Consider the following 26,182-nt stretch of genomic DNA (forward strand, 5'->3'; position numbering starts at 1 on the left):
CGGGGGCACGGCAGCCGGACCGGGTCTACAGGCGTTCGAGCCCGGCGAGTATTCGGCTCAGGATCTCGGAACGACGCGTGGAGCTCTCGTGGTCGGTGGTTGGCGGCCAGGCCTCGTCGATGGTGGGCTGCACGGTCGGACCCCGCGAATAGCAGGCGTTTCGCGAAGGCGGTGCCGGCCGCCGTTGGTGGTCTCGGCTTCGATCCGCGCGATCAGGTGCCGCACGGTCAGCGCGCCTTCGCTGCTACCGGCGTGCTGGGCTCGGTAGAAGTAGCTCCGGTACGTCGGCCAGAGGGTGAGCAGAACGGCAGCGGCACCAACGGCGACGGTCCAGGCGATCATGGTCATCCCTTCAGCGCTTTCAGCAGCGAGTTGCAGTCTTGGCACGACGGCGCCTGGATCCAGTCCATTTCAGACGGTTTGGCGAGACAGAAGCGCTTGTCGCAGAACGAATCGTCTCGCGCCCGCATCTGCATAGCTGCCTCGGAAGGCGTGGCGGACCATGCCGCCGCTGCTTGACTCGTCTACGACGGGAAGCCAGTAGTAGCGCTGAAGTGGCTTGTCATGTCGACCCCCGATGGTCTCTTGGTCTCGTTGTTTCCGAGACCAATAATTTCGGTCTTGTCGCTTGTGGACAATCGCCTGATTGAATGACGACGCTGCACTACCGGGTGGCCTAGTGTGTGGTGCATGGACGAGACCACTCCCGCGCCGCGTGCATACGTTCTCGGCGCAGAACTCCGGGATGCGCGGAACAAGGCGGGGCTTGGGCTTCGCCAGCTCGCGGCGAAGCTGGATGTCTCCCATTCGGTTGTCGTGCGCTGGGAACGCGGCCAACGCGTGCCAACCACCGAATCCGTGTCCGCCCTCTGCGCGGTGTTGGGCATGAACGGTGCGACCAGGGAAAGGCTGATGAAGCTGACGCGAGACGCGGTCTCGGAACCACCGAACACGGTGTCAGTCGGCGCGTCGGGCGAGGCCGATCAGATGGCCGCACTGCTGGAGTTCGAGCGGATGGCCACCGCAATCACCGAGGTATCGCCGGCGGTCGTGCCTGGGATGTTGCAAACCGCGGAATATGCGCGGGCGATCATGAGCGCCGGAATTCCCAACGGTGAGACCGACAAGCGGGTGATGATGCGACTCGGTCGCCGAGACCTGATCACTCGTAGACGAGCGCCGATTCGGTTCACGGCCGTCGTGCTGGAGTCCGCGCTGCACCAGTTGATCGGCGGTCCCGAGGTAATGGCCGACCAGCTCCAGTTCCTCTTGGAAATGGGCGAGCGGGACAACGTCGAGATCCGGGTCATCCCGCGGTCTGCTGGCTGGACACCGGCGCACGCCGGGCCGTTCGTCCTATTGGAGTTCGCCAAGGCTGCACCCGTTGTGCATCTGGAGCACCACAGGTCATCGGTCTTTCTTCGCGATGAGGCAGACGTGAAAGCGTTCGTCTCCGCACGGGAAGATGTCGAGCGGGTGGCGATGAGCCCGGAAGCCACGGTCGGACTTATCGCCCGCGTCATCAACCAGGAGGAGACGCCGAAATGACGTTATCTCAGGCCCCCGTCGGATGGCGGAAGTCGAGCCGGAGCAACCAGGAGACGAGCTGCGTCGAGGTCGGGCGCATCGGTGGCGGTGCTGCGGTTCGCGACACCAAGGACCGCGCCGCCGGTCACTTCACCACGACCGCCGCCCAGTGGTCGGCCTTCGTCGCCGCCATCAAGACCGGCAAGTTCGACGCCTGAACGAAGTGAAGGGCCCCCTCCTGCCGACCAACCTGGCAGGAGGGGGCCCCTTCACTTCACTCACCGTCCGACCAGGCACGTTCCGGTCGAAACCCGCAATTTCCATTGAAATCGAAGGTCCAATTTCCATTGAAATTGCGGAAAAACCCACCTCATCGGGTCGTGAACCCCTCATCGGGTGGGAACCCCTCATCGGGTCTCGTGAACCCCTCACCGGGCCGTGAATCTGGTCGGAGGTGCTCTTCGCACTTCGATCTATCGGGTTGTCAGGCCTTGGGCTTGCCGAGGCGGAGGGCGAGGACCAGGCCGAGGACGACCAGGACCACCGCTCCCGCGATCCACGGCCAGATCGGCATGCCACCCGACTCCTCGGACTGCGCCTGCTGGTCCGCGTTCTGCGGGGCCGGGGCCGGGGCCGGGGTGCCCTTGCCCGGGGTGGTCAGCGTGAAGGTGACCTTGCCCGACACCGGGTGGCCGTCGTTGGACAGCACCCGGTAGCCGACCGTGTAGGCACCCGCCGGGCCGAGCTCCCGGACCGGCGCGATGACGGAGGTGTCCTCGACCCGTACCTGCCCGTCGGTCCAGTACGTCCCGTCCGGGCCGACCACGTTGACCGTGTTGTAGCCCTCGCGCACCGGCTGGTCGAAGGTCAACCGGACCTCACGGGGCCCGGTGGCCAGCTGTGCGGCTTCCGGCGGGTCGCTGCTGACCAGCGCGTTGTGAGCCAGCGCCGTACCGGCGCCGCCGAACAGGGCGGCCAGCGCCAGCACCGCTACTGCCATCAACCGCTTCACGACTCGTCCTTCCCGGATTCCTGCTTCGCCGCACCCGGCCCGGCGTTGCGGCTGCGCGCCAGGGCACCGGCCCCGACGCCCAGGCCGAGCGCGCCGACCACGAGCCCGGCGCCGCCCAGCCAGCGGGCCGCGTTGTCAGCAGAACCGGCCTTCGTCTCCTCGGCGGGCTCCTGGTGCGAGGCGCCGCCGTGGGAGTGCTCGCCGTCGGCCTCCTCGACCAGCTTCAGCGCCGGAGCGGGGTGCTCGGGCTCCGCCGCGCCCTCGGCCGGCGGCGGGGCGTCCCAGTTCACGACCTCGCCGTTGTCGTAGGTCTGCGTGGTGGGCATCACGAGTTCATCGGTGTTGGTCGGCAGGGCGCCGAGGGACACCTCGAACTCGTTGAACTCGTTCGGCCCGATCCGGTTGCCCGGCTGCGCGGTCCACGTGATGCTGCGCACAGCTTCGGTGACCTGCGCGCCGGCCACCTCGACCGGCGCGATCTGGACCCGCTCGACCTGGACGTTCCAGCCCGGCATCGGCTTGGTGCGCACCGAGCTCAGCGGGTACTGCTCCGGAAGGGTCACCTTGACTTGCACGGTCCCGGCGTTCGGCCGCTCGTTCGGCACCCGGAAGGCGACCTTGGCGTAACCGCCCTTGGCGGCCTCGCCCGGCTGTGCGGTGACGTGCGCGGACGCCGTTCCCGCTCCCATTAGCGCAACAATCCCGCAAGCGGCGGTCAGTGCCGCGGATCGAACCGCAAATCGCTTTGTCGACATGCTTGCTTGAAATCTCCTGTGCGTATGAGTTATTCGCGCGCGAAAGCGGCGAAATGACGAAAAGCACGACGATCAGGTGGCATATTCCACTTGATCGACAAGAGATTCCGGAGGCCCGCGACGGGCATGTATTCGCTGGTAGATCAGCTGCGCCAGGGCACGCACCGTGACGACGGCGACGCACACCGTGCGCGGCTCCGTGACGATCGGTGACGGAGTCGACCGGCGGGGCAGGATTGCCCCGAGCAGGCGGGCGACTACAAAGAGTGCCCGCTCCGCGTGCGCCATTACGAGTCCGGTCAGCAGCACCACTGCGATGTGCCCGAGGGTCATTGCCAGTGGTGAGAATGGCATCCCGGGGTGCCCGGCGCCGTCCTGATGACTCGCCACGACCTGCAAAAATACGTGAAGTGCCAACTGGGTGACGCTCAAGGCCCCTAGAATGCCCCACGACCCACGCTTGCGATCAGCGAGCGCCACACCGGCACCGGCCAGCAGGGCGGTGATCACAACGGTCGTTCCCGGATCGGGTAACGACCCGCCCGCGGCCGCGTGCGCGGCCACGGACAGTGACGCCGACGTGGTGGCCAAACCAACACCGCGCAGGACGCGTAGTGCGCCCTGCGTAGGTGTAAGTCTGGCTGCCACAGCAGGCAAGTCTAGGTGTCGGTTCGGCCACGCTGACCACAGGTGAGCTTGCCTTGTTCATCCGATTGGGTCACGGTTTACGGGTTGCAGACGGTCCGGAGCTACCACCTGCACGCATGCTGGCTCGATTAGTTCCAGATCGTCGTAACCGACGACGGAGAGGAGGGGGCGTCGCCGAAAGTGGCGCCGAAACCTGTGTCGACCGAAACAAAACGAAGTGGTGACCCCGCTGAGGGCCACCATAAAACTGCATTGAACGGAACCCCCGAGTTCCTTGGGAAGCCGAGAACGGACTGGGTTGTCTTCGGCGTCACCGCGGCCATCATGTTCGCCGTGGTCTTCTGGGGAGCACTGGGGACTGACACGTTGAGCGCTGCCTCGTCGGCCGCGCTGACCTGGTTGCTCACCAACACGGGCTGGGGCTTCGTGCTGGCGGCCACCGGGTTCGTCATCTTCGCCCTGTTCCTGGCCTTCAGCAGGTACGGCCGGATCCCGCTCGGGAAGGACGGCGAGCAGCCGGAGTTCCGGACGGTGTCCTGGATCGCCATGATGTTCAGCGCCGGTATGGGCATCGGTTTGATGTTCTTCGGCGTTAGCGAGCCGCTCGGCCACTTCGTCTCGCCGCCGCCAGGGACGGTGCCCGGCGAGAGCGAAGAGGCCATCAAGATGGCCATGGCGACCTCGCTGTTCCACTGGACGCTGCACCCATGGGCGATCTACGCGGTGGCGGGTCTGGCGATCGCCTACAGCGCCTTCCGCCGCGGCCGCCGCCAGACGATCAGCGGCGTGTTCATCCCGCTGATCGGCAAGAAGAACGCGGACGGGTGGGTCGGCAAGCTGATCGACATCCTCGCGCTGTTCGCGACGCTGTTCGGGTCCGCCGCCTCGCTGGGCGTCGGCACCCTGCAGATCCGCAGCGGCTTGGAGGCCGCCGAATGGCTCCCCAAGGACTCGGCCAGCAGCGCCGTGATGGTGGGGATCATCGCGATCCTGACGCTCTGCTTCATCCTGTCTGCGGTGTCGGGTGTCGAGAAGGGCATCCAGTGGCTGTCCAACATCAACATGGTGCTGGCGGCCCTGCTCGCGCTCTTCGTGTTCATCCTGGGCCCGACGGTGTTCATCCTCGACCTGCTGCCCACCTCGGTGGGGTCCTACATCAGCGAGTTCGGCGAGATGGCCTCGCGGGCCGGTGCCACCGGCGGCGACGAGATGCAGAGCTGGCTGGCGAGCTGGACCGTCTTCTACTGGGCGTGGTGGATCTCGTGGACGCCGTTCGTCGGCATGTTCATCGCGCGCATCAGCCGCGGCCGCACGATCCGGCAGTTCGTCGCCGGCGTGCTGCTGGTGCCGAGTGGGGTCAGCCTGATCTGGTTCGCGATCTTCGGCGGTGCCTCGATCGACGCCCAGAAGTCGGGCGCCAACGTCTACGGCGAAGGCTCCGCGGAGGCGCAGACCTTCGATGTGCTGGGGACCATGCCGTGGGCCACCGTCACCTCGGTGCTGGTGATGATCCTGGTGGCGATCTTCTTCGTCTCCGGGGCCGACGCCGCGTCGATCGTGATGGGCACCCTGTCCCAGCGGGGCGCCATCGAGCCCAGCAAGTGGGTGGTCATCTTCTGGGGTGCCGCGACCGGCGCCGTGGCCGCGATCATGCTGGTCATCGGCACCACCGGAGGTGATGAGGAGAAGGCGCTGGACGGCATCCAGAACCTGACCTTCATCGGGGCGCTCCCGTTCGCCATCGTCATGGTGTTCATGTGTTTGGCCCTGCTCAAGGACCTGCGCAGCGACGACATGACGTTGCGCGACGCCAAGGGCGCCGAAGTGCTGGAGCAGGCCGTCATCTTGGGCACCGAGGAGCACGACGGCGAGTTCCAGCTGGTGACCACGCCGGCGGAGGCCGACGAGGTCACCGCGGCGGTGCCTGCGGATGGAAAAGAGTAAGCAAGCGTGAACCTCCTGGACTACGTCGCATCCAGGTGGCAATCGCTGCTGGTGGACTCCTACCAGCACGCCAGCATGGTGGTGCAGTGCATCGTGCTGGCGACGATCGTCGGCGTCCTGGTCGGGGTTGCGGTTTACCGCAGCCCCGCCGGGGCGGCGATCGCCACCGCTGCATCCAGCGCGATCCTGACCATCCCGTCGTTCGCCCTGTTCGGCCTGCTTATCCCCGTGCTGGGGCTGGGCGTGGCGCCGTCGGTGGTGACCCTGGCGCTCTACGCGCTGCTGCCGATCATCCGTAACACCATCGTCGGATTGTCTACAGTCGACCAGTCGATCTTAGGTCTCAAAGCGCTACCCGGGCAGAAGCTGCCCGCCGGTACAACGTCGGCATCACCACTCGCGACGAGCTGCTCAAGCGGTACCCGCAGATCATGAGCGTCTTCGAGCCGGTTTCGGCGAAGTAAAGAAAAATTCGGCAACACATCGCCTTAACGACTGCGACGACGGCATTGGTGAAGCCCCGCCGGGTTGGTTGTGTCCCGGTCGGGGCTTCGTGGTGTGGGTCGTGCGGTGGTGGCAGGTTGCCCGTGCTGTGCCGTCCTGGGAGGGGCTGGGTTTCGGGTCAGGCGCGCTTCGCGGATCGAGCGGCCGTGGGCGCTGGTTTCGACATAGGCGTGCCAATGCACACCCTGGGATCGCCATCGATCGGGGTTTGAGAATCCGGAAACTCGTTGGCTCAACAAGGGAATCACCTCCTCTGCGGAAGGACTTTGAACGGGGTGCGCTGTGAGGGGAGACCGGTGGGAGCGGTTGTCGGGGAAGAACCGCTCCCACCGGAGTTTCAGGACAGCCGCGCTGAGTCCAGCCCGGCGGTTTGCGGCGTCGGCTGTTCGGTCCGCGCTGTCGTTGGGGTGCGCGGAAGCTGGTCGGGGATACCGTTTCTGGCCATTTCCATCCGGCACATCCGGCAGCGGTTGCGGAAGGTGGTGGGATGGCCGGGTTTGGCCCACATGACCGGTGCACCGCAAAGCCCGCATAGGGTTATGCGGCGTGCTGCACGAGGACCGTCAACATGTCGTCCAGCGTGGAGGGAGCCCCATTACGACGGGCGGTGTCGGCCGCGGCGCGGACTCGGCGAGCTGCGCGAGCTGAGGACACTTGACTGGCCAGGCCGTACAACTCGGTGCCGACTCCCTCTGCCGCTGCCCAATCGGCGACCTCGACCAAGGCGTTGATCAGGCTTGCGTTACCGATAAACTGCGCCCACCGGTAACTGGGCGGTGTGGATTCCACGGCGGCGTAGTAGCAGTCCACCGCGCGGGAAGGTTCGCCAACCGCTCGCCACATTCCGCCCTCGTGGGCTTGTAGCTCATGTTCGGTGATCCACCAGGCCCAATCGGGATCGGTGCTGCGCACGCTGCTGGACAAGTCCGACTGCGCGCGACGCATCACTGCGAACGAGTGTTGGTCGCCCAGGTCGGAGGCCGCGCGTGCGTGGCGCATGCCTGTCATGGCACGCAGGCGCGGTGACAACGTGAATGTCTCCATGAGCTGCACCGTGCGCAAGGCTTCTCGGGGCCTCGCGGTTTCCTGCGCTTGCATCGCCATATTCCCGAGCAGGAACAGTTCCATATCGCGGTCCCCGGCGAGTCCGGCGAGGTGCAGCGCCTCCAGGTTCAGGCTCCTGGCGTCGTCGTATTGCATTGCGTCGAACGCCAGCCACCCGGCTACCTCGCCGAGTTCGGCAGTGACGGCAGCGAGGTCACGTTCGATCACCGGGCTGTACTTTCCGGACGCCAGGCGAGCGGAGGTCGAGTGGAACAGGCGTGCGGCCATGGGCACGAGTTCCATGCCGCCGTGTTGTCTGTCTAGTGCCACGAGTTGGGAGATGCTGTTTTCGCAACTCGTCGAGATGGTCCGTCGTGACGGGCTCTGCGGTATCAAGCGTTGGCGCGAGAAGACCGGGCTTGGCGGGGTTGATCAACTGAGCGAGGCGTCCGGCCGCGTTCAGTAGATTGTCCAGCTGCTCCACGGTGTCCATGTCAGGGATGCTGCGGCCATTTTCCCACCGGGACAGGGTGGATTGGTCCACGGGAACCTGCCGTGCAAGTTGAGGTTGCGAGAATCCGGCAGCCTGACGGAGTTGTCGCAGGGTCCGTCCGAAGTCGGACATGGTGGCACCTTTCCGTCGTTGACCACTGCCGTACCCGCTGCGGCACGAGTCCCGGGTAACTGGAGCAGATTCTCCGAGCGTATCGACCGATCACGATCAGGTGACAGGCCCGAACGGCGAGAGCTGAACCCTCGCGGCTTCAAAATTACCCGTTTGGCGTATTGGGCGATGGGGGTTGAACACTACTTCTCTCCGCGTTTCGGGTTTACGCTCGGGTTGACGACCACCTATCAACAGCCGCTATGAACATTAATTGTCCATAGCGGATTTTCTTATTTTGCTGTGCCCGAATGGTTTCGGGCGTTGGTGTCGTGCGCTCTTTTTCGGGTGGAGGTTTGGTTGATGGGGGAAGGAAGGCGTTCAGGCGTTAAACCGCTTGAAGGGTCCCCGTGCGCTGGAGATCGCGCAGGCGACGGCTGAGGCTGAGGATGTGTGTCCGGCTGATCTTGTTGTGGCGGACGGATCCGGAGACCGGTCGCAAGGATCTGATTCCCACGACCTGTGATCGTCAGTGGAATTCGGTGTCCGCCGTGTTCGCGGAAGTATTTGCGGACGGCTCGGGATCCGGCGTCCGCAACCCACACCGAGTAAGACGGTGGCGTGGGAGACCGAACGCGTACGGCCCTCACGTCCGCTCTGCCTGTCCGGCAACGCGTCACCGTGCCCCTGGGCTCGGGTGTGGGCCGGTGTGGGGCTGCGCCAAGGCGAGATCTTCGGCTTCTCCCCCGAGGACATCGAATACACCCCGGACGGCACCACACAACCGCGCACGTGCCGCAATCGACGACTTCACAGCCCTACTCACGGCCAACGATCAGCTTGCAGCCTGACACGGCCACCACACGGCCTGACAAGATCCACAAACCATAAAACCACTGGTCATCTATGAAGGGACGGGGCCGGTTCCGATCGTAGTTCCATTGAAATCGAAGGTCTGATTTCCATTGAAATTGCGGAAGAACTCACCTTATCGGGTGGTGAACCTGGTCGGAGGTGCCCTTCACCCACAGCCAATGCCTCCGGCGCACCGGTGGGTTTCGGGAAACCCGGCGGTGCGCTGGGGCGCTAGCGCCTGGATCGGACGACGCCGAAGCGGGTGAGCAGGTCGTCCTCGATCTGCCCCAGCTCCGCGTCGACGGCGCGGTGCGCCGACCTCCGCCGCTGCGCGGGCATCCGCTCCGCGGCCCGCACCGCGCTGGTCAGCTGTTCCAGCCGCTTCGCCGTCCGCTCCGCGTACCGCTCCGCGACGACCGCCTCCTCGGTGCTCGCCGACTGCTCGCTCAGCTCGCCCAGCGCACCGGCGTCGCCGGCGATCCGCGCGTGCAGCGCCGCGCCCCGGCCGGTGAAGCTGCCCAGCTCGTTCACCGGCACCCCGAGCCGACGCGCTCGCATCCGCTCGTAGCGCTCGCGCGCCACCGACACCGCGTGGAGCGCGAACGGCGCGATCACCGGGCCGACCACCTTGGCCACTCCGATGATCTTCTTGGCGTTGCCTGGGGTGATGCGCCCGTGCTCGCCCTTCTTGATGGCTTTGGCGGCCTTCTTGTCCGCCTTCTTCGCCTGCTTGACCGCCTTGTAAGAGCCGGTCGTGCCCTTCTTCCGGATCTTGCCCCCGGGAGTGCGTTTCCTCACCGCGGCCGACACCTCCCCTTCCAGCAGTTCCACTGCGATCACCTTAAGTCCGGCCGCCGTGCGGTACGACATCTGACGGTGTTCTGATGAGTACGGTGCGTAGTCGTTATCACCGGGGTGATGGGCGCGCCTGTCAGAGCGACGGCATACCCTTCACACGTGAAGGACAAGGTGCTGCTCGAGGCGGGCGTCGTAACACGGTGCCGTCGACGCGTGCACCTGGAGAACGATCCCGCGCAGGACGAACCGCCCGCGCAGTTGGATCTGGGCATCGAGCAGCGCATCGCCGACGCCGCGGAACACCGTCGGTACGTCGCGAAACTGCTGCACAACACGCTCGGCGAGGACTGGGCGGAGATCCCGCGCGGCGTTACGGCCAGCCGCGAGGAGCTGACGCTCGCCGCGATGCGCGCGGGCACGCCCTATATCTCCTCCGCGCAGCTGCCCGCCGACGTGCCTGGCGGTCGCCGCGGTTCGGTCGACCTGCTGGTGCGCTGCGGCGACGGTTACGTACCGGTGCTGGTGGTGCGGCACAAGATCACCGATCCGGGGAATGGCGCCTGCGCCCGGGTATCGCCGCTCGATCGGCCGGTGCCGGAGGCCGCCCGGAACGACCCGGCCCGCAAGGTTCGTGCGCAGCCGCGCGACCAGCTGCGCCTGGCGCACGCCGTGCGGCTGTTGCAGGCGTGCGGGATGGGGGCGGCGACGCGCGTCGGTGGCGTGATCGGCGTCGAGGCCGACGCGGTGCTGTGGCACGACCTGGACGTGCCGAACTGGCCCGGCGGCCGGACCGCGCTTGCCGAGTACGAGGCGCGCTTCGCCGACCGGTTGGCTGTGGCCACGGCGGCCGCAGCAGGGGCCGAGCCGCTCGCGCTGCCGTCCCGGATCACCGAGTGCAAGGGCTGCCCGTGGTGGCCGTCCTGCGAATCGCAGCTGCGCGAGAACCGCGACGTCAGCCTGGTGGTGCGCGGCGAGGACGCGGTCGCGCTGCGCGACGTCGGGGTGTCCACAGTGGATGAATTGGCCGCGACGCCGTTGGCGGAGGCGGAATCGCTGCCGCTGACCGGGGTCCGCAACACCGACGCGATCCTGCTCGCCAAGGCCTGGCTGCAGAACCTGCCGCTGGTGCGGCGGGTTCGCGATCTGGCGGTGCCGCGCGCGGACGTGGAAGTCGACGTGGACATGGAGAGCTACGCCGACGCCGGGGCTTACCTGTGGGGCTGCTGGCTGTCCGGAGCGGACATCGACGAGGAGCCCGGCTACCGGGCGTTCGTCAGCTGGGAGCCGCTGCCGTCCGACGACGAGGCGCTGTCCTTCGCGGAGTTCTGGACGTGGTTCGGCTCGGTGCGCCGCCGCGCGTACGAGCGGGGCCTGAGCTTCCGCGCCTACTGCTACAACGAGCTCGCGGAGAACCGCTGGATGCTCGCCTCGGCCGAGCGGTTCGCCGGGAAGCCGGGGGTGCCGTCGGTGGCGGAGGTACGCGAGTTCATCAACTCGGCCGAGTGGGTTGACTTGTTCGCCTCGGTGCGGGAGCAGTTCCTGTGCCCGAACGGCAAGGGCCTGAAGGTGATCGCGCCGAGCGCCGGGTTCGGCTGGCGGGACGCCGAGGCCAGCGGCGAGAACTCGATGCGCTGGTACCGCGACGCGGTGGGCCTGGGCGGCGGCGAGCCGGAGCTGTCCCAGCGGGACCGGATTCTCCGCTACAACGAGGACGACGTCCGAGCGACCTGGACGATCCGTGGCTGGATGACCTCCGGAGCGGCCAACGAGATCCCCTACGCGGCCGACCTCTGACACCTGTACCGCGTCGGCTGTCCGGCGCGGTCAAGCGGTGATCTTCGTTCCGCGACGGACACGCACAGTGACCATTGTGGACTAGTTTTTTCGCCCAATCGGGTTAACATCTCTGTGGTCGCTACTTCCCCCGCGACCGTTCGTGATCGTTCGGTAAGGGAGTAGCGTGATCCGTCGATGTCTTGCTGCGCTGATCGTGGTCATTTCCGCGGGTGTCGCAGCGCCGTCCGCAATGGCCGAGCCGCCTTCGAAGAAGGTGTCCGTCGAGCGGGTGCCGCTCGCCGACGGTGCACCTGAGGTTCCCGGCAAGGGAAGAGAAATCCGCCGGTCCAAGCCGTTCGCGATGGCCGCCCTGCGGTGGAACGGCAAGAACCCGGACCTCGTCGAGGTGCAGGCGCAGCACCTCGACGGCACCTGGGGCGAGTGGGTGCGGCTGCCCGCCGTGGACGGTCAGGACCGCGGCCGACCGGGTAATAACCAGGCGAGCGAAGCGGCCTGGCTCGGCGACTCGACGGCGATCCGGGTGCGCGCCGAATCCGGCGGCGCCCCGATCGACGCGAAAACCGCGTCCGTGCTACTGATCGACCCTGGAACCGCGCAGACCGCGAGCACCGCCGCGAAGCCCGCCGTGATCAGCCGCGCCGAATGGGGCGCCGACGAGTCGCTGCGCACCCAGTGCTTCCAGCAGCAGGGCGTCGGCGTCGACTACGGCGACACGGTCAAGGCCGCGATCGTCCACCACACCGCGGGCACCAACGACTACACCGCGGCCGACTCCGCGCGCATCGTGCGCGGCATCTACGCCTACCACGCGAGCGAACTGCAGTGGTGCGACATCGGCTACAACGTGCTGGTCGACAAGTTCGGGCAGGTCTTCGAAGGGCGCTACGGCGGCCTGGAACTCCCGGTGTGGGGCGCGCACGCGCAGGGCTTCAACAAGGACACGGTGGGTGTGTCGATGCTCGGCGAGTTCACCTCGGTGTCGCCCAGCGCGACGCAGCTGGAATCGGTGGCGCAGGTCCTGGCGTGGAAGCTCGCCGGCAACTACCGCGATCCGCTCGGCCAGGTCACGATGGTGTCCGGCTTCGGGGGATCGTCCGCGAAGTACCCGCTCGGGACCGAGGTGACCCTGCCGGTGATCCACGGCCACCGCGACGTCGGCTACACCGAGTGCCCCGGCAACCTGGCCTACCAGGAACTCCCGGCCCTGCGGCAGCGGGTGGCCGAGCTGATGGGCGACTGGACCGCGGGCGCGATCTACCAGAAGTGGCAGGCCACCGGCGCTGACGCGGGCCCGCTGGGCGGCGTCTACGAACTGGAGCGGGACGCCGCCGGCGGCGGGCGCCAGGCCACCTTCGCGGACGGCGCCAAGTCCGCGTACTGGTCCCCGGCCACCGAAGCGTCGCTGATCCAAGGCATGATCCGGGACAAGTGGCGGGAGCTCGGCGCGGAGACCGGGGTGCTGGGCTACCCGCGCACCGACGAACTGTCCACACCAGACAGTGACGGACGTTACAACCACTTCGCCGGTGCCGACGGTTCGATCTACTGGACGCCGTGGACCGGGGCGCACGAGATCCGCGGCCTCATCAGGGCGAAGTGGGCGCAGCTCGGGTGGGAGAACGGCCCGCTGGGCTACCCGCGCACCGATGAACTGGGCACGCCCGACGGGGTGGGGCGCTACAACCACTTCGACCGGTCGAACGGTTCGGTCTACTGGACGCCGGGCGCCGGCGCGCACGAGATCCGCGGGGCGATCAAGGACCGCTGGGCGCAACTGGGCTGGGAGCGGTCGTACCTGGGCTACCCGACCAGCGACGAGTACGCGGTCCCGGGCGGGCGCCGAAGCGACTTCCAGTACGGCTACGTCGTGTGGGACGCCGCGACCGGCAACGTCACCGACCGGCGGTACTGACGCGCAACGCACCGGGTGCCCCGGACCGCACACGGTCCGGGGCACCCGGTGCGAAACTCGAGCGTTGTCGCTCCCGGCACCCGATACGGTGACATTGCTGCAACGGGTTTCGGCGCGGTACGAGCGCTGAGGAGGCAGGCCGTTAGTGACCTTTCCCAGGTCCAGCGGCGGAAGTCGAGCCGCTCGGCCAGCGGCGGTACCTGCGTCGAGGGCGACCGACGACAACTGCTCGGCGGGCCAGCTCATCACCCTGATGTCGGAGAGGCACACCCCGGCGGCGGTCACCTTCAGCAGCACCTGCCCGGGCCCCCGGCTCGGGTTTCGGGACCTCGACAACCACCGGAGCCGCCCAGACCTGCTGGTACTAAACGGCTTTCATGGTCCTGCCCATGACCGAGCTCCCTTCACGTTCATCCTATCGGGGTACCCTCCGGCGAATCGGCTCCAGGCGCAGCACGGCTGCACGCGACTCCCGAGGATTGGGGCGATTTCGCGCGAAATCGCCGCTGGTCCTGCGTGGGTGGTGGCGATTTCGCGCGAAATCGCCACCACTGCCCAGCGTTACCGCGGCGCCATCCGCAGCGCGCCGTCCATCCGGATGACCTCACCATTGAGGTAGTCGTGCCCGACGATGTCCACCGCGAGTTGCGCGAAGTCATCGGGCGTGCCCAGCCGCTTCGGGAACGGCACGTTCTCGGCCAGCCCGGTGCGGAACTCCTCGCTGATGGTGGCCAGCATCGGCGTGTCCACGATGCCCGGCGCGATGGTCATCACCCGGATGCCGGAAGAGGACAGGTCGCGTGCGGCCGGCAGCGTCAGGCTCGCTACGCCGCCCTTGGACGCGGCGTACGCCGCCTGCCCGATCTGCCCGTCGAAGGCGGCGACCGAGGCGGTGTTGATCATGACGCCGCGCTGGCCCTGCTGGTCGGGTTCCGTCTGGCCGATGGCGGCCGCGGCCAGCCGCAGCACGTTGAAGGTGCCGATCAAGTTGATCTCGATGACCTTGCGGAACAGGTCGAAGTCGTGCGGGCCCTTGCGCCCGACGATCCGCGCCGACGGCGCGATGCCCGCGCAGTTCACCACGATCCGCAGCGGGTTCCCAGCGCCGGCGGCCTGCTCGACGGCGGTCTGCACCTGGTCCGCGTCGGTGACGTCGGCGGCCGTGTAGGTGACGCCGTCAACAACCGGCGCCTTGGCCACCGCGTCCGGCAGGTCCACCGCGAACACGTGCGCGCCGCGCGACGCGAGTGCTCGGGCTGTGGCCGCGCCAAGGCCGGAAGCCCCGCCGGTGACGATCGCCACGGTATCGGTGATCAGCATCTGCTCGTTCCTTTGCGTCCGTTCCTGGTGTCCCGGCATGTCTAACACCTCGGAACGGTCGCAACCAGCACCGGACGCGGAACGGGCAGGCGGCGAAACGGCGGTCAGCGATGACGGTGCACCCGTCGCTGCGAGGTCGCCTCGACGAACGCCAGCAGCGCGACCAGCGGCAGCGCGGCCAGCAACGCGAGGCCGACGAACATTGCGGCGATCCCGATCAGCTCCATGTGAAGAGCGTGGTCCGCGTGCCCGGCCCGGCGCGTCTGCCACCGGTGGCATCCTGCGATCCGTCCGAGCGAAAACCGCGATCACCGACCGTCGCCGCACCCCCCGCAACGCCGTGCTGGGAGCGTGATCCGTCTCGGTGCCAGATGACGGGCAATTCTCACGAAATCCACTGCCACCTGCGGGAATGCGTGTGCGGAGCCCTCGCCGTCGTCATCCGGGGATGGCGTAGTCCCTCGCCGAACCGACCGCTTGCTAACGCTGCGTGGGCGGGCAGATCGCGTCGATGGCGTCCAGATCGGCCTGGGAAGGACGCCACTCACCGGCCGCGGCGTTCGCCCGGACCTGCTCCGGGGTGGTCGCGCCGCTGATCACCGAACCGACCACCTCCTGCGCCGCCAGCCAGCCGACCGCCACCGCCGTCATCGGGAGACCCCGCTGCACGGCGAAGGCGCGCAGCTGCTCGATGTGCTCCCACGGCGCGTCCGCCAGCATCTGGTTCCGGTTCGCCAACCGGCTGCCCGCGGGCGGCTCCTGGTCCTGCCGATACTTGCCGGTTAGCAGCCCGTTGGCCAGCGGGAAGTACGGGATGATCCCGACGCCGAACCGCTTGCAGGCCGGGATCACCTCGCGCTCGGCCTCCCTCGCCAGCAGCGAGTAGTGGTTCTGCGCCGACACCGGCGTGGTCAGCCCGGCCGAGGACGCCGTCCACGACGCGTCGGCGAGCTCCCAACCCGCGAGATTGCAGTGCCCGAGGTAGCGGATCTTGCCCTCGCGGATCAGGTCGTCGAGCACCGAGAGGGTTTCCGCCATCGGCGTCAACCGGTCCGGCCGGTGCAGCTGGTAGAGGTCGATCCAGTCGGTGCCGAGCCGCCGCAGCGACGACTCGACGGCGCGCCGCACGTAGCGCCGGGAACCGCGCGCGGTGAAGTCGGGGCCGTTGCCGCCCTGCATGTCCATGCCGAACTTGGTGGCGATGATGGCGTGTTCGCGACGGCCGGACAGCGCCTGCCCGAGCAGTTCCTCGCTGCGCCCGCGCGGCGAGCCGTACACGTCGGCCACGTCGAAGAAGGTGATCCCGGCGTCGAGCGCGGCGTCCACCACGGCTCGCGCGCCGGCCAGGGACTCGGTGGCCGTTCCGGGACGGCCGAGGTTGTTGCAACCGAGACCGACCGCGCTTACCACCAGACCGGATTCGCCCAGGCGTCGCTGTTCCACGGCTGGTGAGCCTAAACGCCGGTTCACCGGCGCGTCACGCAGGACGTACGGCGCGTGAACGTTTGGCGAAGCAGGTTCCGCTGAGCGGGCGATGTGCCACGATTCGTCTTGCGGGGGGTCGTGCGAAGGGGTGTGGGTCTGGTGTTCGCCCGTCGAATCGTCGTTGTTGGCACCGGGTACGTCGGGTTGACGACCGGGGCGTGCCTGGCGTCGCTGGGGCACCGCGTGGTGTGCAGCGACGTCAACACCGCCAAGGTCGAGCAGCTCTCCCGCGGTGAGGTGCGGATCCACGAGCCTGGCCTGGCTGAACTTGTGCAGGAGGGGATCGCGGCCGGCCGGCTGGAGTTCGTGGTCGGTTCGGCCGGCGCCGTTGCCGAGGCCGAGGTCGTCTTCCTGTGCGTGCCGACCCCGATGGGGGCCGGGGGCGAGGCGGACCTGGCGGTGGTGGAGGCGGTGGCGCACGAGGTGCGCGAGCTGCTTCCCGCGGGATGCGTGCTGGTCACGAAGTCGACGGTGCCGGTGGGCACCTCGGCGCGGCTGCGCGAGTTGGTCGGCCGCGAGGACGTCCCGGTGGTCAGCAACCCGGAGTTCCTGCGCGAAGGCTCGGCGGTGCACGACTTCCTGAACCCGGACCGGATAGTGGTCGGCTCGGACAGCCAGGACGCGGCGGAACGGGTCGCCGCCCTGTACGCGCGGCTCGGTGCGCCGACGGTGCTCACGGACGCGGCGAGCGCGGAGATGGTGAAGTACGCGGCGAACTGCTTCCTGGCGACCAAGCTCTCCTACGTCAACGCGATCGCGGAACTCTGCGAGCGGTTGGGCGCCGACATCTCCGACGTGACGGAGGGGATGGGCTACGACCGCCGGATCGGCCAGTCGTTCCTGCAGCCGGGTCCGGGCTGGGGCGGCTCCTGCCTGCCCAAGGACACCGCGGCACTGCTGCAGGTGGCGGAGGCGGTGGACTTCGACTTTCCGCTGCTGCAGGCGACGATCTCGTCCAACGCGCGGCAGCGCGAGCGGATGGTAGCGAAGGTCGTCGAGGCCTGCGGCGGTTCCCTCGACGGGGCGCGGCTCGGGCTGCTGGGGCTGACCTTCAAGGCGGGCACCGACGACCTGCGCGGTTCGCCGGCCCTGGAGGTGGCGCGGCTGCTGGCGGCGCGCGGCGCGGAGCTGGTCGCCTACGACCCGGGGCTGCGCGGCGACGAGCCGGCGCTGCCGCCCGAGGTGGAGCTGGTGGACGACCCGTACCAGGCGGCGAAGGAAGCCGCGGTGCTGGTGCTGCTGACGGAGTGGCAGGAATTCCGGACGCTGGACTGGAACCGGGTGGCCGAGGCGCTGCAGGGCCCGGTGGTGGTCGACACCCGGAACCACCTGGACCCGGACGTCCTGCGCCGAGCGGGCCTGTCCTGGCGAGGCGTCGGCCGAACTCCGGTCGCGGGCGGCCCTGCCTGAATTGCTTCCGAACTCGTTCTGCACGGCGGTGCGGGTAGCGGGTAGCGGCTTCCCCTTCGGGAGTTGCCAACTTCAGCGCCTGCCCAAGGGGGGTATCGGCGAGCGCAGTCCCCGACGGCGCGCACCGCCGCAATTTCAATATGGAAATTGCGACTTTCCGGCGTGTCGGGACACGACACGCCGGAGGCTGTGGACAACTCCCGCAATTTCAATGGAAATCGGACCGTCGATTTCCATTGAAATTGCGGACCGACCAACCCGGCCGAGAGTGAACCCTTGCTCGCCGGAGCCCTTGCTCGCCGGAGCTTCTCCGCACCGGGAGCGCCTTCGGAGGGCTTGGGCTGGGCGCGGCAGATGCCTTCGCTTCAGGTGTCGATCGAGAGGGTGGTGGCGGCCTAAGGTAGTTGACGTGTTTACGACTCGCCCTGAACTCGCAGGCACGCACGGGATGGTCGCCGCCACGCACTGGCTCGCCTCTGCGGCGGGCATGGCGGTGCTGGAGGACGACGGCAACGCCTTCGACGCTGCGGTCGCCGCCGGGTTCGTCCTGCAGGTCGTCGAACCACACCTCAACGGCCCGGGCGGTGAGGTCCCCGCGCTGTTCACCACCGCCGGCGACCCGCGTCCCCGCGCCCTCTGCGGTCAGGGGCCGGCCCCCGCCGCCGCGACCATCGGCCACTACCGCGACGAGCTGGGCCTCGATCTGGTGCCCGGCACCGGATTCCTGGCCACCACCGTGCCGGGCGCCTGGGACGGCTGGCTGCTGTTGCTGCGCGATCACGGCACGAAGACGCTGCGCGAGGTCCTGAAGTACGCGATCGGATACGCACGCGGCGGCTTCCCGATCGTGGACCGGATCAGCACTACCATCGACACGGTTCGCGACATGTTCGCCGAGCACTGGCCCACCTCCGCCCAGCTCTGGCTGACCGGCGGCGCTGCGCCGAAGCCGGGCAGCGTGCTCAAGAACCCGGCGCTGGCAGACACGTGGGAGCGGCTGCTGGCCGAGGGCGAGGCGGCAGGCCCCGGCCGCGAGGCGCAGATCGACGCGGCCCGCCGCGCCTGGTCGCACGGCTTCGTCGCCGAAGCGGTCGAGAAGTTCGTGCGCATACCGCACCGGGACAACTCCGGGCGGGACCACGCGGGCGTCATCACCGCGCAGGACATGGCCGAATTCGAGGCGGGCTACGAGGCGCCGCTGACCGTCGACCTGCCCGGCGGCTGGACCCTGGCGAAGTTCGGCATCTGGTCCCAGGGGCCCGCGCTGGCGCAGCAGCTGCGCATCCTGGAGGGCCTGGCCGACCGGATCAACTACGTCGACGGCGTCGCCGACGCGGACACCGTGCACATCGCGGTCGAGGCGGCCAAGCTCGCCTTCGCCGACCGCGAAGCCTGGTACGGCGACTCCGCCGATCCCGGCGTCCTCGACGACCTGGTGTCTCGCGACTACGCCGCCGCCCGCCGTGCGCTGATCGGCGACCGCGCCTCGCTGGAGCTGCACCCCGGCTTGCCGGGTGGTCGCAAACCGATCCTGGCCGCGCACGTCGCCGAAGGTCGCGGGGTGGACGGCCTGAAGGATCCGAGCGGCGTCGGCATCGGCGAGCCCACCGTGTCGCCGAGCGGGGAGAGCCGTGGCGACACGGTGCACGTCGATGTGGTCGACCGATGGGGGAACCTGATCTCGGCGACGCCGTCCGGTGGTTGGCTGCAATCCTCGCCGGTCATCCCCGAGCTGGGCTTCTGCCTCGGCAGCCGAGCGCAGATGTTCTGGCTGGACCGGGACCTGCCGAACTCGCTGGCCCCGGGCAAGCGGCCCCGAATCACGCTGAGCCCGTCGCTGGCGCTGCGCGGCGGCGTCCCGACCATGGCGTTCGGCACGCCGGGCGGCGACCAGCAGGACCAGTGGCAGCTGTGCTTCTGGCTGGCGCACGTCCACTGTGGACTGAATCTGCAGGAGGCGATCGATGCACCCGCCTGGCACACCGGAGCGTTCCCGGGTTCGTTCTACCCGCGGGCCTGGGAGCCCGGCCGGGTCGTCGCGGAGTCCCGGCTCGGCGCGGAGACCCTCGCCGAGCTGGGCCGCCGGGGCCACGACGTGCTCGACGCGGGCCCCTGGGCCCTCGGCCGCCTTTCGGCGGTCTCCCGGGACCCGGACACGGGTCTGCTGCGAGCGGCGGCAAACGCCCGAGGAGCTCAGGGCTACGCCGCCGGCCGTTGACGCACCCCGCTAACGCTGCCCGCTGATGCACCCCGCTGACGCACCCCGCTAACGCACCCCGCTAACGCTGCCCGCTGATGCACCCCGCTGACGCACCCCGCTGACGCTGCTCCGGCGACACGTCACAACGAGCTCGTCACTTCCTTCGCGACGCGTTCGCCGGATCTGACCGCACCATCCATGTAACCGCTCCAGATGGTCGCAGTTTCCGTGCCGGCCCAATGAATGCGGCCGACAGGCGCGCGCAGTGCCTTACCGGAGTCGAGCCAGGCGCCCGGTGCGAACACGCCCCCGTAGCCGCCGCGCGTCCATTCTTCTTCCAGCCAGTTCTTCTCGATGTATTCGAGCGGATCAGCGGCGCGTTCGCCAAAGTACCGCGTGAAACATTCGATCACGCCCTTGCGTCGCTGTGCCGCAGGCATCTGATCGGCATGGCGTCCTTGTTCACCTTCAACGAAGCCAAGCAGCACACCCACACTCGCATCCGGCGGTGAATTGTCGAACGTGGTTCGCACGAGCCCCGTGTCGCTGGTCGCTTGTCCGGCCAGACCGTCGGCGCGCCAGAACGGCGTCGGATAAACGCATTGCACCTTGATCACGCTGCCCATCGGCATGCGTTGCGTCAGCTGGTCACGGGTTCCTGGCAGCAGTGGCGCGTACCGGATTCGGGCGGCTAGCGCGGGCGGCGCGGTGACGACACAGCGCTTGGCGCGCACGCTGAAGTCGTCGCCGTGCACACTGACGCCCGCCGAGTCCTGGTCGATTCTGGTTACAGGTGCGTTCAGAAGGACGCGGGGACCGAGTTCGCGTGCCATTTCAAGCGAGATGCGCTGCGATCCACCGATGATACGGGAGTCCTGGGCTCCGTCGGACGTGCGTAACAGCCGGTCGAGTCCGCCTGCGGAGGCGATGTAGAAAAGCACGTGAAGCAGCGACACGTCACGAGGCTCGACCGAGAGGACCGCGTTGATCGCCAGCGATATCAGCGATTTCGCGCCCGGCTGGACAAGATGATGATTCATCCAGTCTGCAAAAGTCTGGCCATCCAAGGTACGTGCGTCATGCGCGGTCCAGGGCGCGTCTAGTGGAACTCCCGCTGCCATCCTGTCGAGTTCCTGGATCGCGACGGCGGCTTCTGCCGCGCCCACCGGGTCGGAGGGCGGAATCCGGTTCAATCCGAGGTTCAGCGGATCCGCTGGGAACACGTGGCCGTACCGGGTCAGTTTCCCGTTGTGGTAGTCGGCATAATCGCCGGCGTCGTAGGTCTTGAACGTTTCCAGGCCGAGCTGCCGGATGAGACCGAGCACCCGGTCCTGTGTCGGCCCCACCCACTGGCCACCGACCTCCACGATCGTGCCCGGACTGGCTCCCGGCGCAGTCACGGCCTGATTGACGGTACGGCCGCCGACACGGTCGCGTGCTTCGACCACGAGTACCTCGCACCCCGCGGCGACCAGCTCGCGAGCGGCGGTAAGCCCCGCCAGTCCCGCACCGACAACAACGACCTGGGTCTCGCTCCGCCCAGCGGCGGGAGTCGACTGTGCGATGGCACGCGGCGCACCAGGCGCGATCAGCGCCCCGGTACCAGCCGCGGCCACACCGGCCAGCAAACCACGACGTGTGAACCGATTCATGTCCTCTTCCGTACCGCTCGCCTGGGCTATGAACGTCCGGCTGCTGGCAAGGTGACCGAGCCTCCGGATCCGCATGGTGGTGGCCGACGACTTGCTGTTGATAGTTGCTCCGAACTCAACCATGACGAGGTGCGACAGCTCCAGAGCTGATCAGGAGTTTTGCCTGTGCGAGCAGAACATGCTGGGCAACCAGGCACGCGTCGCGCTTCCCCGGTTGCGGCGGCGCCGTCCCTCACGTCACGGTTTTGCCGTCACGCCTGGCGCATACGGCCTGACGCTGCATCGAGCCGGGTTGGCAACGGAGCACCATTGCGCGGCTCAGTGCCCTTGACGCAGGGGTGGACCAACACGGCAATTCGAGGAGACCGGCATGTCGCAACCCAAGTTCGTGCTGCTGACTGGCGCTTCTGGCGTGGTCGGCACGGCATTGCGCCCAGCGCTGGCTCACCACAGGGTTATCAGCCTGACTCATCGCGCCAAAATTGACTCCGAGTCGGTTATCGGCGATGTGACCCAACCGTTCCTGGGGCTCGATGAGCTCACATACCAGAAACTGGTGTCCCAGGTGGACACTGTGGTGCACTGCGCCGCGAAGACTGACTTCGGCGCTGGAGCCGATGCCGCGCACCAGCTCAACGTCGTCGGCACGAAGCGAGTCCTGGAGTTCGCTGCTGACGCGCAGGCCCGGGTCATCTACGTGAGCACCGCGTTCGTGGCCCGTAGCGAACTCACCCGGTCGGCACAGGGATTAATGTCCGAGGGGGCGGCTCGCCCCGAAAATTACCTCGATTCCAAGCGAGAAGCCGAGGAGCTGCTTCGCGGCTCGGGAGTCCCCGTGGTGATCGCCCGCCCCTCGGTGGTGGTCGGTGATTCGGTAACCGGCGCCATGGCCAATTTCCAGGGTGTCCACCTGGTCGCCGCAGGCATCCTCAGGAGCAAGTTTCCGCTTCTTCCGTTCGCACCTGAAGAGCTGGTGGACGTCATACCGCAGGACCTTCTCGCTGCAGGGCTGCGGGCGTTGGTGGACGCGGATGTGCGTGGCGGCGAGTACTGGTTGACTGCGGGGCCCCACGCGCTGACCTCGAGGCGGTTCGTCGACCAATGCGTGGCCGTGGCCGAGGAGTCGGGCATCGATGTCACGCCGCCGCGGTTGGTATCGCCGGACATGGTGGATCGGTTGATCCGCCCGGTATTGACCGATGTTCTTTCTCCGCCCGCACGCAAGCAGTTTGATGACCTGCTGGCAATGGCCGCTTTGTTCGCCGGTGCCGAGCCATTCCCGACTTCCTTCGGCGCCCTTCCCGGTAACCCGGCAGCGTTGACGCTGCCCTCGGCAGAGTGGTTCGAGTCTGCCTTCCGCACTTCAGTGCGCTTTTTGGCCCGTACCAAACGCCTTGTCCCCGCCGCAGCTGCCGGGGCGACGGTATGAGCGGTCATGACACCCAGCACGCCGGTTCACGGCAGACGTCGGAACGCTACCGCCGCCACATTTCCCGTGGGCGGGCCCGACTGGCCGACATGACCGGCGGACTGACCGAAGTGTCCTCGCATGGCAGCCGAGTTGTCGACGCTGCTGGAAAGACGTACCTCAACTGCGGCGGATACGGCGTGTTCCTCCTCGGCCATGCCCACCCGGCGGTGGTAGAGGCGGTGGTGGAACAGGTTCGGCGGCACCCGCTGACCACCCGGCTAATGCTGGAGCCCACCGTCGCCAGTGCTGCCGAAACGCTCGCTCGCGTCGCCCCGAACGGTCTGGACTACGTGCATTTCGTTAACTCCGGAGCCGAGGCCACCGAGGCCGCGATCAAGCTGGCACGTGCCCATGGGCATGCGCACCTCATCTCTGCGGTCGGCGGTTACCACGGCAAGACCATGGGTGCGCTCAGCATCACCGCCCGGGAGCTCTACCAGGCTCCGTTTCGGCCGTTGCTGCCCTCCGTTGACCACGTTCCCTTCGGCGACGCGCAGGCGCTGGAAGAGGCATTGGCCGCAGCGCCACCGGCCTGCGTGGTGGTGGAACCGGTGCAGGGAGAGGGCGGTGTCGTTGTTCCGCCGAGCGGATACCTGCGCGATGTCGCGCAGCTGTGCCGGAAGTATGGGGCGTTGTTCGTCCTGGATGAGGTGCAGACCGGACTGGGCCGGCTTGGTCACTGGTGGGGCGCGGACAGGGAGTCGGTCACCCCTGACATTCTCCTGGTGGGCAAGAACCTTTCCGGGGGAGTCGTGCCCGTAGCGGCCATGGTCGCCACAGCAGAGGCGTATTCGCCGTTCAATCGCGACCCGTTCCTGCACACGTCGACATTCGCCGGGTCGCCGATCGCTGCCGCAGCCGCCGAGGCAGCGATCCGTGTGGTCGTTGCGGAAAACCTCGTCACCAAGGCTAGCGAGTTGGGCGAGTACCTGCTCCAGGAGTTACGCCGAATCCTGTTGCACCATTGCGGTCACCTGATCACCGACGTGCGCGGACTGGGTCTGCTGATCGGAGTGGAGCTGGTCAACGAGCAAGTCACGGGTGAACTGCTGATGGAACTGCTCGACCACGGAGTGCTCGTCAACCATTCACTGAACGCGCATCGGGTGCTGCGCTTCACCCCGCCGGCGGTCCTGACTTCCGAGGACGTTCACTGGCTTCTTGAGGCAGTTACCCGAGCCGCGGAAACCCTCGCGCGCCGATGCCCACCCAACGCTGTTTTGGAAGGAACCCCCTGATATGCCGACCGTTACGGTTGAGTCGCTTGTGCCAGCTGCCATTGGGACCGACGCCGACACTGTCTTCTCCGCGCTCTGCGACACCGAGCGCTTCGCCGATCAAACCGATGAGGTCCGCAGCGTCACCGTCACCGCAAGGCAGGAAGGCACCCAGGATTCGGAATGGGCGGTCACATTTCGCAACGGCATCCTGTGCTGGTCGGAACGAGACCAGATCGACCACTCGGCCAGGACCATCACGTTCTGGCAACTCGACGGAGACTTTGAACGCTTCGACGGCGAGTGGGCAGTTGACGAGTTCGGATCCGACACGGTCGTCAGGTTTTCCGCGCACTTCGATCTCGGTATGCCGAGCCTGGCGGCGATCATCGATCCGATCGCGGAGGGGGCATTGCGCGCGAGCATACAATCCATCCTTCGCGGCCTGCTCGGCGAAGAACTGGTCTTCCTCGACACGGCTTCCTACCCGGTCGCGCCCGATGCGGAAAGGCCGTCGTGATCACGGTTGTCGCGTCAAAAGGAAAACTCAACCGCCGGTGAAGCGTGATCAACCGCGTGGGTTGATGCAGGGCACGTTGTCGGCGACGTGGTGCATCAGAAGTCACGTAGTCGGCGCGGACCCGTTCCGCGGTGTCCTGGTGGCCGTTCATGGTGTCCACGATCTGTCCCGCTGCTCAGCGGTGCGTGAACCGTCCATGAGAAGCGTTTCATCTTTGGGGACGCAGTTGTCCACAGCTTGTGGACAACTGCGTCAACAGGGGTTTCAACTGCGAAAACACCCGTTAGTGCGACTAGTTGTGCACAGCTGTGGAGAAAGTTATCCACAGCTGTGCACAAGTCCTCAGCGGCGGGTGCTGACCAGCACCAGCCCGACGCCGATGAGCCCGACGCCGCACCACGACGCGACGCCCAGCCGTTCTCCGACGACGAGCACGCTCAGCAGCGCCGCCACCACCGGCTCCAACAGGCTCAGCGTCGTCGCGACGCTGGTAGACGTGCGGCGCAGCCCCGCGCCGAACAGCACGTACGCCAAGCCCATCGGGATCACCGCGAGGTAGCACGCGACCACCAGCCCGGACGCGGAACCGAACAGCGGGCCGCCGGTGAACGCGAGAACCGGCAGTAGCACCACAGCGCCGGTGCCGAACATCGCGCCCATCACCGCGCGCGACCCGTGTCCGCCGCGCATCATCCGCCCGGCCGCCCACGAGTACACGACATATGCGGCGCCGCCGAGCAAGCCGAGCAGCGCACCGAGCACGGCATCAGTGCCAACACCGGACTCGCCGCCGCCCGTGATCAACAGCAGGCCGAGCACCGAAACCGCCGCGGCCAGCGCCCATCGGCGGTCCAGCCGGACACCGTCGACGACGCGTTCCAGGATCGCGGCGAACACCGGCGCCGAGCCGAGCGTGACGACGGTGCCGATGGCGACCCCGGCGAGCGCCATCGAGGAGTAGAACGCCAGCGGGTAGACCGCCACCGCCAGGGCACCCACGACCAGCAGCCCGGTCCGTCCGGACCGCAGCACGGGCAGCGCGGACCGCCCGGCGGCGGCGAGCAGCAGGATGCCGCCGATGCCCATCGTGGCGGCCCCGATCGACAGCGGACTCGCGCCGGCCGGGGCGAAGCTGGCGGCCGTTCCGGTGGTGCCCCACAGGACGGCCGCGAGCAGCACCGGCAGCGGGCCGGAGAGGAAGCTCCGGGCAGGAGCGGGTGCGGTGAGCAATTGATCGGACACAGTGAACTCTTCCGTTCGCGAAACCAGCAGGACTCGTCGAACGGGCGCGCGTCACGGGGACCCCGGGCAGTTTCACTTGAAACTGCGGTGGCGTCGGGGTGCAGGAGGTTCGCCGCCCGTCAGCCGGACGGCGGCGGCAGAACGCGGTGCCAGTGCGAGTTCACGCCGCCCACCCTAACCGCAGGTCCGGGCCCGCCGGAACGGGCGACCCGGGGTGAGCTCCGTCGCCCTGCCGGTTCCCCGAGCTCTCGGTAGCGTCGCTGGT

22 protein-coding genes and 1 pseudogene are annotated in these 26,182 nt (G+C 67.7%); 12 read left to right on the plus strand and 11 right to left on the minus strand.

Annotation, left to right across the window (positions count from 1 at the left end; all coding sequences use genetic code 11):
- Positions 1-171 precede the first annotated feature (171 nt).
- From ACRXBZ_RS19970 to ACRXBZ_RS19980, 3 genes are all read left to right on the plus strand, one after another.
- The gene (locus ACRXBZ_RS19970) at positions 172-519 is read left to right on the plus strand and encodes a hypothetical protein (RefSeq protein ID WP_433880377.1); all 348 of its coding nucleotides are present in this window, start codon (positions 172-174) and stop codon (positions 517-519) included.
- Positions 520-690: 171 nt separating this feature from the next.
- Positions 691-1,548, plus strand: coding sequence for a helix-turn-helix domain-containing protein (locus tag ACRXBZ_RS19975; RefSeq protein ID WP_433880378.1), 858 nt, complete (start codon positions 691-693; stop codon positions 1,546-1,548).
- On the plus strand, positions 1,545-1,745 hold the full coding sequence (locus ACRXBZ_RS19980) for a DUF397 domain-containing protein (RefSeq protein ID WP_168585981.1): 201 nt from the start codon (positions 1,545-1,547) through the stop codon (positions 1,743-1,745). Before ACRXBZ_RS19975 ends, ACRXBZ_RS19980 begins: the two co-directional genes overlap by 4 nt.
- 266 nt (positions 1,746-2,011) lie before the next feature.
- Here ACRXBZ_RS19980 and ACRXBZ_RS19985 read toward each other — a convergent pair whose 3' ends face one another.
- The 3 genes from ACRXBZ_RS19985 to ACRXBZ_RS19995 form a co-directional block, all read right to left on the minus strand.
- Complete coding sequence (locus tag ACRXBZ_RS19985; protein ID WP_433880379.1) at positions 2,012-2,539, minus strand: copper resistance CopC family protein; 528 nt, start codon at positions 2,537-2,539, stop codon at positions 2,012-2,014.
- Positions 2,536-3,228 (minus strand): YcnI family copper-binding membrane protein, encoded by a 693-nt coding sequence (locus tag ACRXBZ_RS19990; RefSeq protein WP_433880380.1) that lies wholly within the window; start codon positions 3,226-3,228, stop codon positions 2,536-2,538. Before ACRXBZ_RS19990 ends, ACRXBZ_RS19985 begins: the two co-directional genes overlap by 4 nt.
- Positions 3,229-3,366: 138 nt before the next feature.
- Positions 3,367-3,885, minus strand: a complete 519-nt coding sequence (locus ACRXBZ_RS19995) for a hypothetical protein (RefSeq protein ID WP_433880381.1) — start codon at positions 3,883-3,885, stop codon at positions 3,367-3,369.
- A gap of 309 nt (positions 3,886-4,194) precedes the next feature.
- Here ACRXBZ_RS19995 and ACRXBZ_RS20000 point away from each other — a divergent pair, with 309 nt between their 5' ends.
- Both ACRXBZ_RS20000 and ACRXBZ_RS20005 read left to right on the plus strand, forming a co-directional pair.
- The gene (locus ACRXBZ_RS20000) at positions 4,195-5,886 is read left to right on the plus strand and encodes a BCCT family transporter (protein ID WP_433880382.1); all 1,692 of its coding nucleotides are present in this window, start codon (positions 4,195-4,197) and stop codon (positions 5,884-5,886) included.
- 6 nt (positions 5,887-5,892) lie between these two features.
- Positions 5,893-6,222: pseudogene (locus tag ACRXBZ_RS20005) on the plus strand (ABC transporter permease); the annotation flags it as partial.
- A gap of 705 nt (positions 6,223-6,927) precedes the next feature.
- On the opposite strand, the gene ACRXBZ_RS20010 reads toward ACRXBZ_RS20005, so the two are convergent.
- The 3 genes from ACRXBZ_RS20010 to ACRXBZ_RS20020 all read right to left on the minus strand — a co-directional run bounded on the left by ACRXBZ_RS20010 (position 6,928) and on the right by ACRXBZ_RS20020 (position 9,763).
- Positions 6,928-7,737, minus strand: a complete 810-nt coding sequence (locus ACRXBZ_RS20010) for an NsdA family TPR-like regulatory protein (protein WP_490885424.1) — start codon at positions 7,735-7,737, stop codon at positions 6,928-6,930.
- Positions 7,649-8,059 (minus strand): helix-turn-helix domain-containing protein, encoded by a 411-nt coding sequence (locus ACRXBZ_RS20015; RefSeq protein ID WP_433880383.1) that lies wholly within the window; start codon positions 8,057-8,059, stop codon positions 7,649-7,651. The genes ACRXBZ_RS20010 and ACRXBZ_RS20015 overlap by 89 nt, the downstream gene beginning before the upstream one ends.
- A gap of 1,065 nt (positions 8,060-9,124) precedes the next feature.
- Complete coding sequence (locus ACRXBZ_RS20020) at positions 9,125-9,763, minus strand: DUF6474 family protein (RefSeq protein WP_433880384.1); 639 nt, start codon at positions 9,761-9,763, stop codon at positions 9,125-9,127.
- Between the two features lie 87 nt (positions 9,764-9,850).
- Between ACRXBZ_RS20020 and ACRXBZ_RS20025 the strand changes: the two genes are divergently transcribed.
- On the plus strand, positions 9,851-11,485 hold the full coding sequence (locus ACRXBZ_RS20025; protein ID WP_433880385.1) for a TM0106 family RecB-like putative nuclease: 1,635 nt from the start codon (positions 9,851-9,853) through the stop codon (positions 11,483-11,485).
- Positions 11,486-11,651: 166 nt separating this feature from the next.
- On the plus strand, positions 11,652-13,400 hold the full coding sequence (locus ACRXBZ_RS20030) for an N-acetylmuramoyl-L-alanine amidase (RefSeq protein ID WP_433880386.1): 1,749 nt from the start codon (positions 11,652-11,654) through the stop codon (positions 13,398-13,400).
- A gap of 561 nt (positions 13,401-13,961) precedes the next feature.
- On the opposite strand, the gene ACRXBZ_RS20035 is transcribed toward ACRXBZ_RS20030, so the two are convergent.
- The 3 genes from ACRXBZ_RS20035 to ACRXBZ_RS20045 form a co-directional block, all read right to left on the minus strand.
- Positions 13,962-14,720: an SDR family NAD(P)-dependent oxidoreductase gene (locus ACRXBZ_RS20035; protein ID WP_433880387.1), complete on the minus strand. Its 759-nt coding sequence runs from the start codon at positions 14,718-14,720 to the stop codon at positions 13,962-13,964.
- A gap of 104 nt (positions 14,721-14,824) precedes the next feature.
- The gene (locus ACRXBZ_RS20040) at positions 14,825-14,947 is read right to left on the minus strand and encodes a hypothetical protein (protein ID WP_256413681.1); all 123 of its coding nucleotides are present in this window, start codon (positions 14,945-14,947) and stop codon (positions 14,825-14,827) included.
- Between the two features lie 253 nt (positions 14,948-15,200).
- Complete coding sequence (locus ACRXBZ_RS20045) at positions 15,201-16,163, minus strand: aldo/keto reductase (RefSeq protein WP_433880388.1); 963 nt, start codon at positions 16,161-16,163, stop codon at positions 15,201-15,203.
- Positions 16,164-16,304: 141 nt separating this feature from the next.
- Between ACRXBZ_RS20045 and ACRXBZ_RS20050 the strand changes: the two genes are divergently transcribed.
- Both ACRXBZ_RS20050 and ACRXBZ_RS20055 read left to right on the plus strand, forming a co-directional pair.
- Positions 16,305-17,615 carry a UDP-glucose dehydrogenase family protein gene (locus ACRXBZ_RS20050; protein WP_433880389.1) on the plus strand — a complete coding sequence of 437 codons (1,311 nt, stop codon included), beginning with the start codon at positions 16,305-16,307 and terminating at the stop codon, positions 17,613-17,615.
- Positions 17,616-18,024: 409 nt separating this feature from the next.
- Positions 18,025-19,833: a gamma-glutamyltransferase family protein gene (locus ACRXBZ_RS20055; RefSeq protein ID WP_433880390.1), complete on the plus strand. Its 1,809-nt coding sequence runs from the start codon at positions 18,025-18,027 to the stop codon at positions 19,831-19,833.
- 122 nt (positions 19,834-19,955) lie between these two features.
- Here ACRXBZ_RS20055 and ACRXBZ_RS20060 read toward each other — a convergent pair whose 3' ends face one another.
- On the minus strand, positions 19,956-21,590 hold the full coding sequence (locus ACRXBZ_RS20060) for a flavin monoamine oxidase family protein (protein ID WP_433880391.1): 1,635 nt from the start codon (positions 21,588-21,590) through the stop codon (positions 19,956-19,958).
- A gap of 247 nt (positions 21,591-21,837) precedes the next feature.
- On the opposite strand from ACRXBZ_RS20060, the gene ACRXBZ_RS20065 reads away from it, so the two are divergent.
- The 3 genes from ACRXBZ_RS20065 to ACRXBZ_RS20075 are packed head-to-tail and all read left to right on the plus strand — an operon-like array spanning position 21,838 to position 24,675.
- Positions 21,838-22,896, plus strand: a complete 1,059-nt coding sequence (locus ACRXBZ_RS20065) for an SDR family oxidoreductase (RefSeq protein WP_433880392.1) — start codon at positions 21,838-21,840, stop codon at positions 22,894-22,896.
- Positions 22,893-24,176, plus strand: a complete 1,284-nt coding sequence (locus tag ACRXBZ_RS20070; RefSeq protein ID WP_433880393.1) for an aspartate aminotransferase family protein — start codon at positions 22,893-22,895, stop codon at positions 24,174-24,176. The genes ACRXBZ_RS20065 and ACRXBZ_RS20070 overlap by 4 nt, the downstream gene beginning before the upstream one ends.
- A gap of 1 nt (position 24,177) precedes the next feature.
- Complete coding sequence (locus tag ACRXBZ_RS20075) at positions 24,178-24,675, plus strand: type II toxin-antitoxin system RatA family toxin (RefSeq protein WP_433880394.1); 498 nt, start codon at positions 24,178-24,180, stop codon at positions 24,673-24,675.
- A gap of 342 nt (positions 24,676-25,017) precedes the next feature.
- On the opposite strand, the gene ACRXBZ_RS20080 is transcribed toward ACRXBZ_RS20075, so the two are convergent.
- Entirely contained in the window at positions 25,018-25,917 is a 900-nt protein-coding gene (locus ACRXBZ_RS20080) for a DMT family transporter (RefSeq protein WP_433880395.1), read from the minus strand.
- Positions 25,918-26,182 lie beyond the last annotated feature (265 nt).

Source organism: Saccharopolyspora hattusasensis (genome assembly GCF_050972075.1).
Taxonomy (GTDB): domain Bacteria; phylum Actinomycetota; class Actinomycetes; order Mycobacteriales; family Pseudonocardiaceae; genus Saccharopolyspora; species Saccharopolyspora hattusasensis.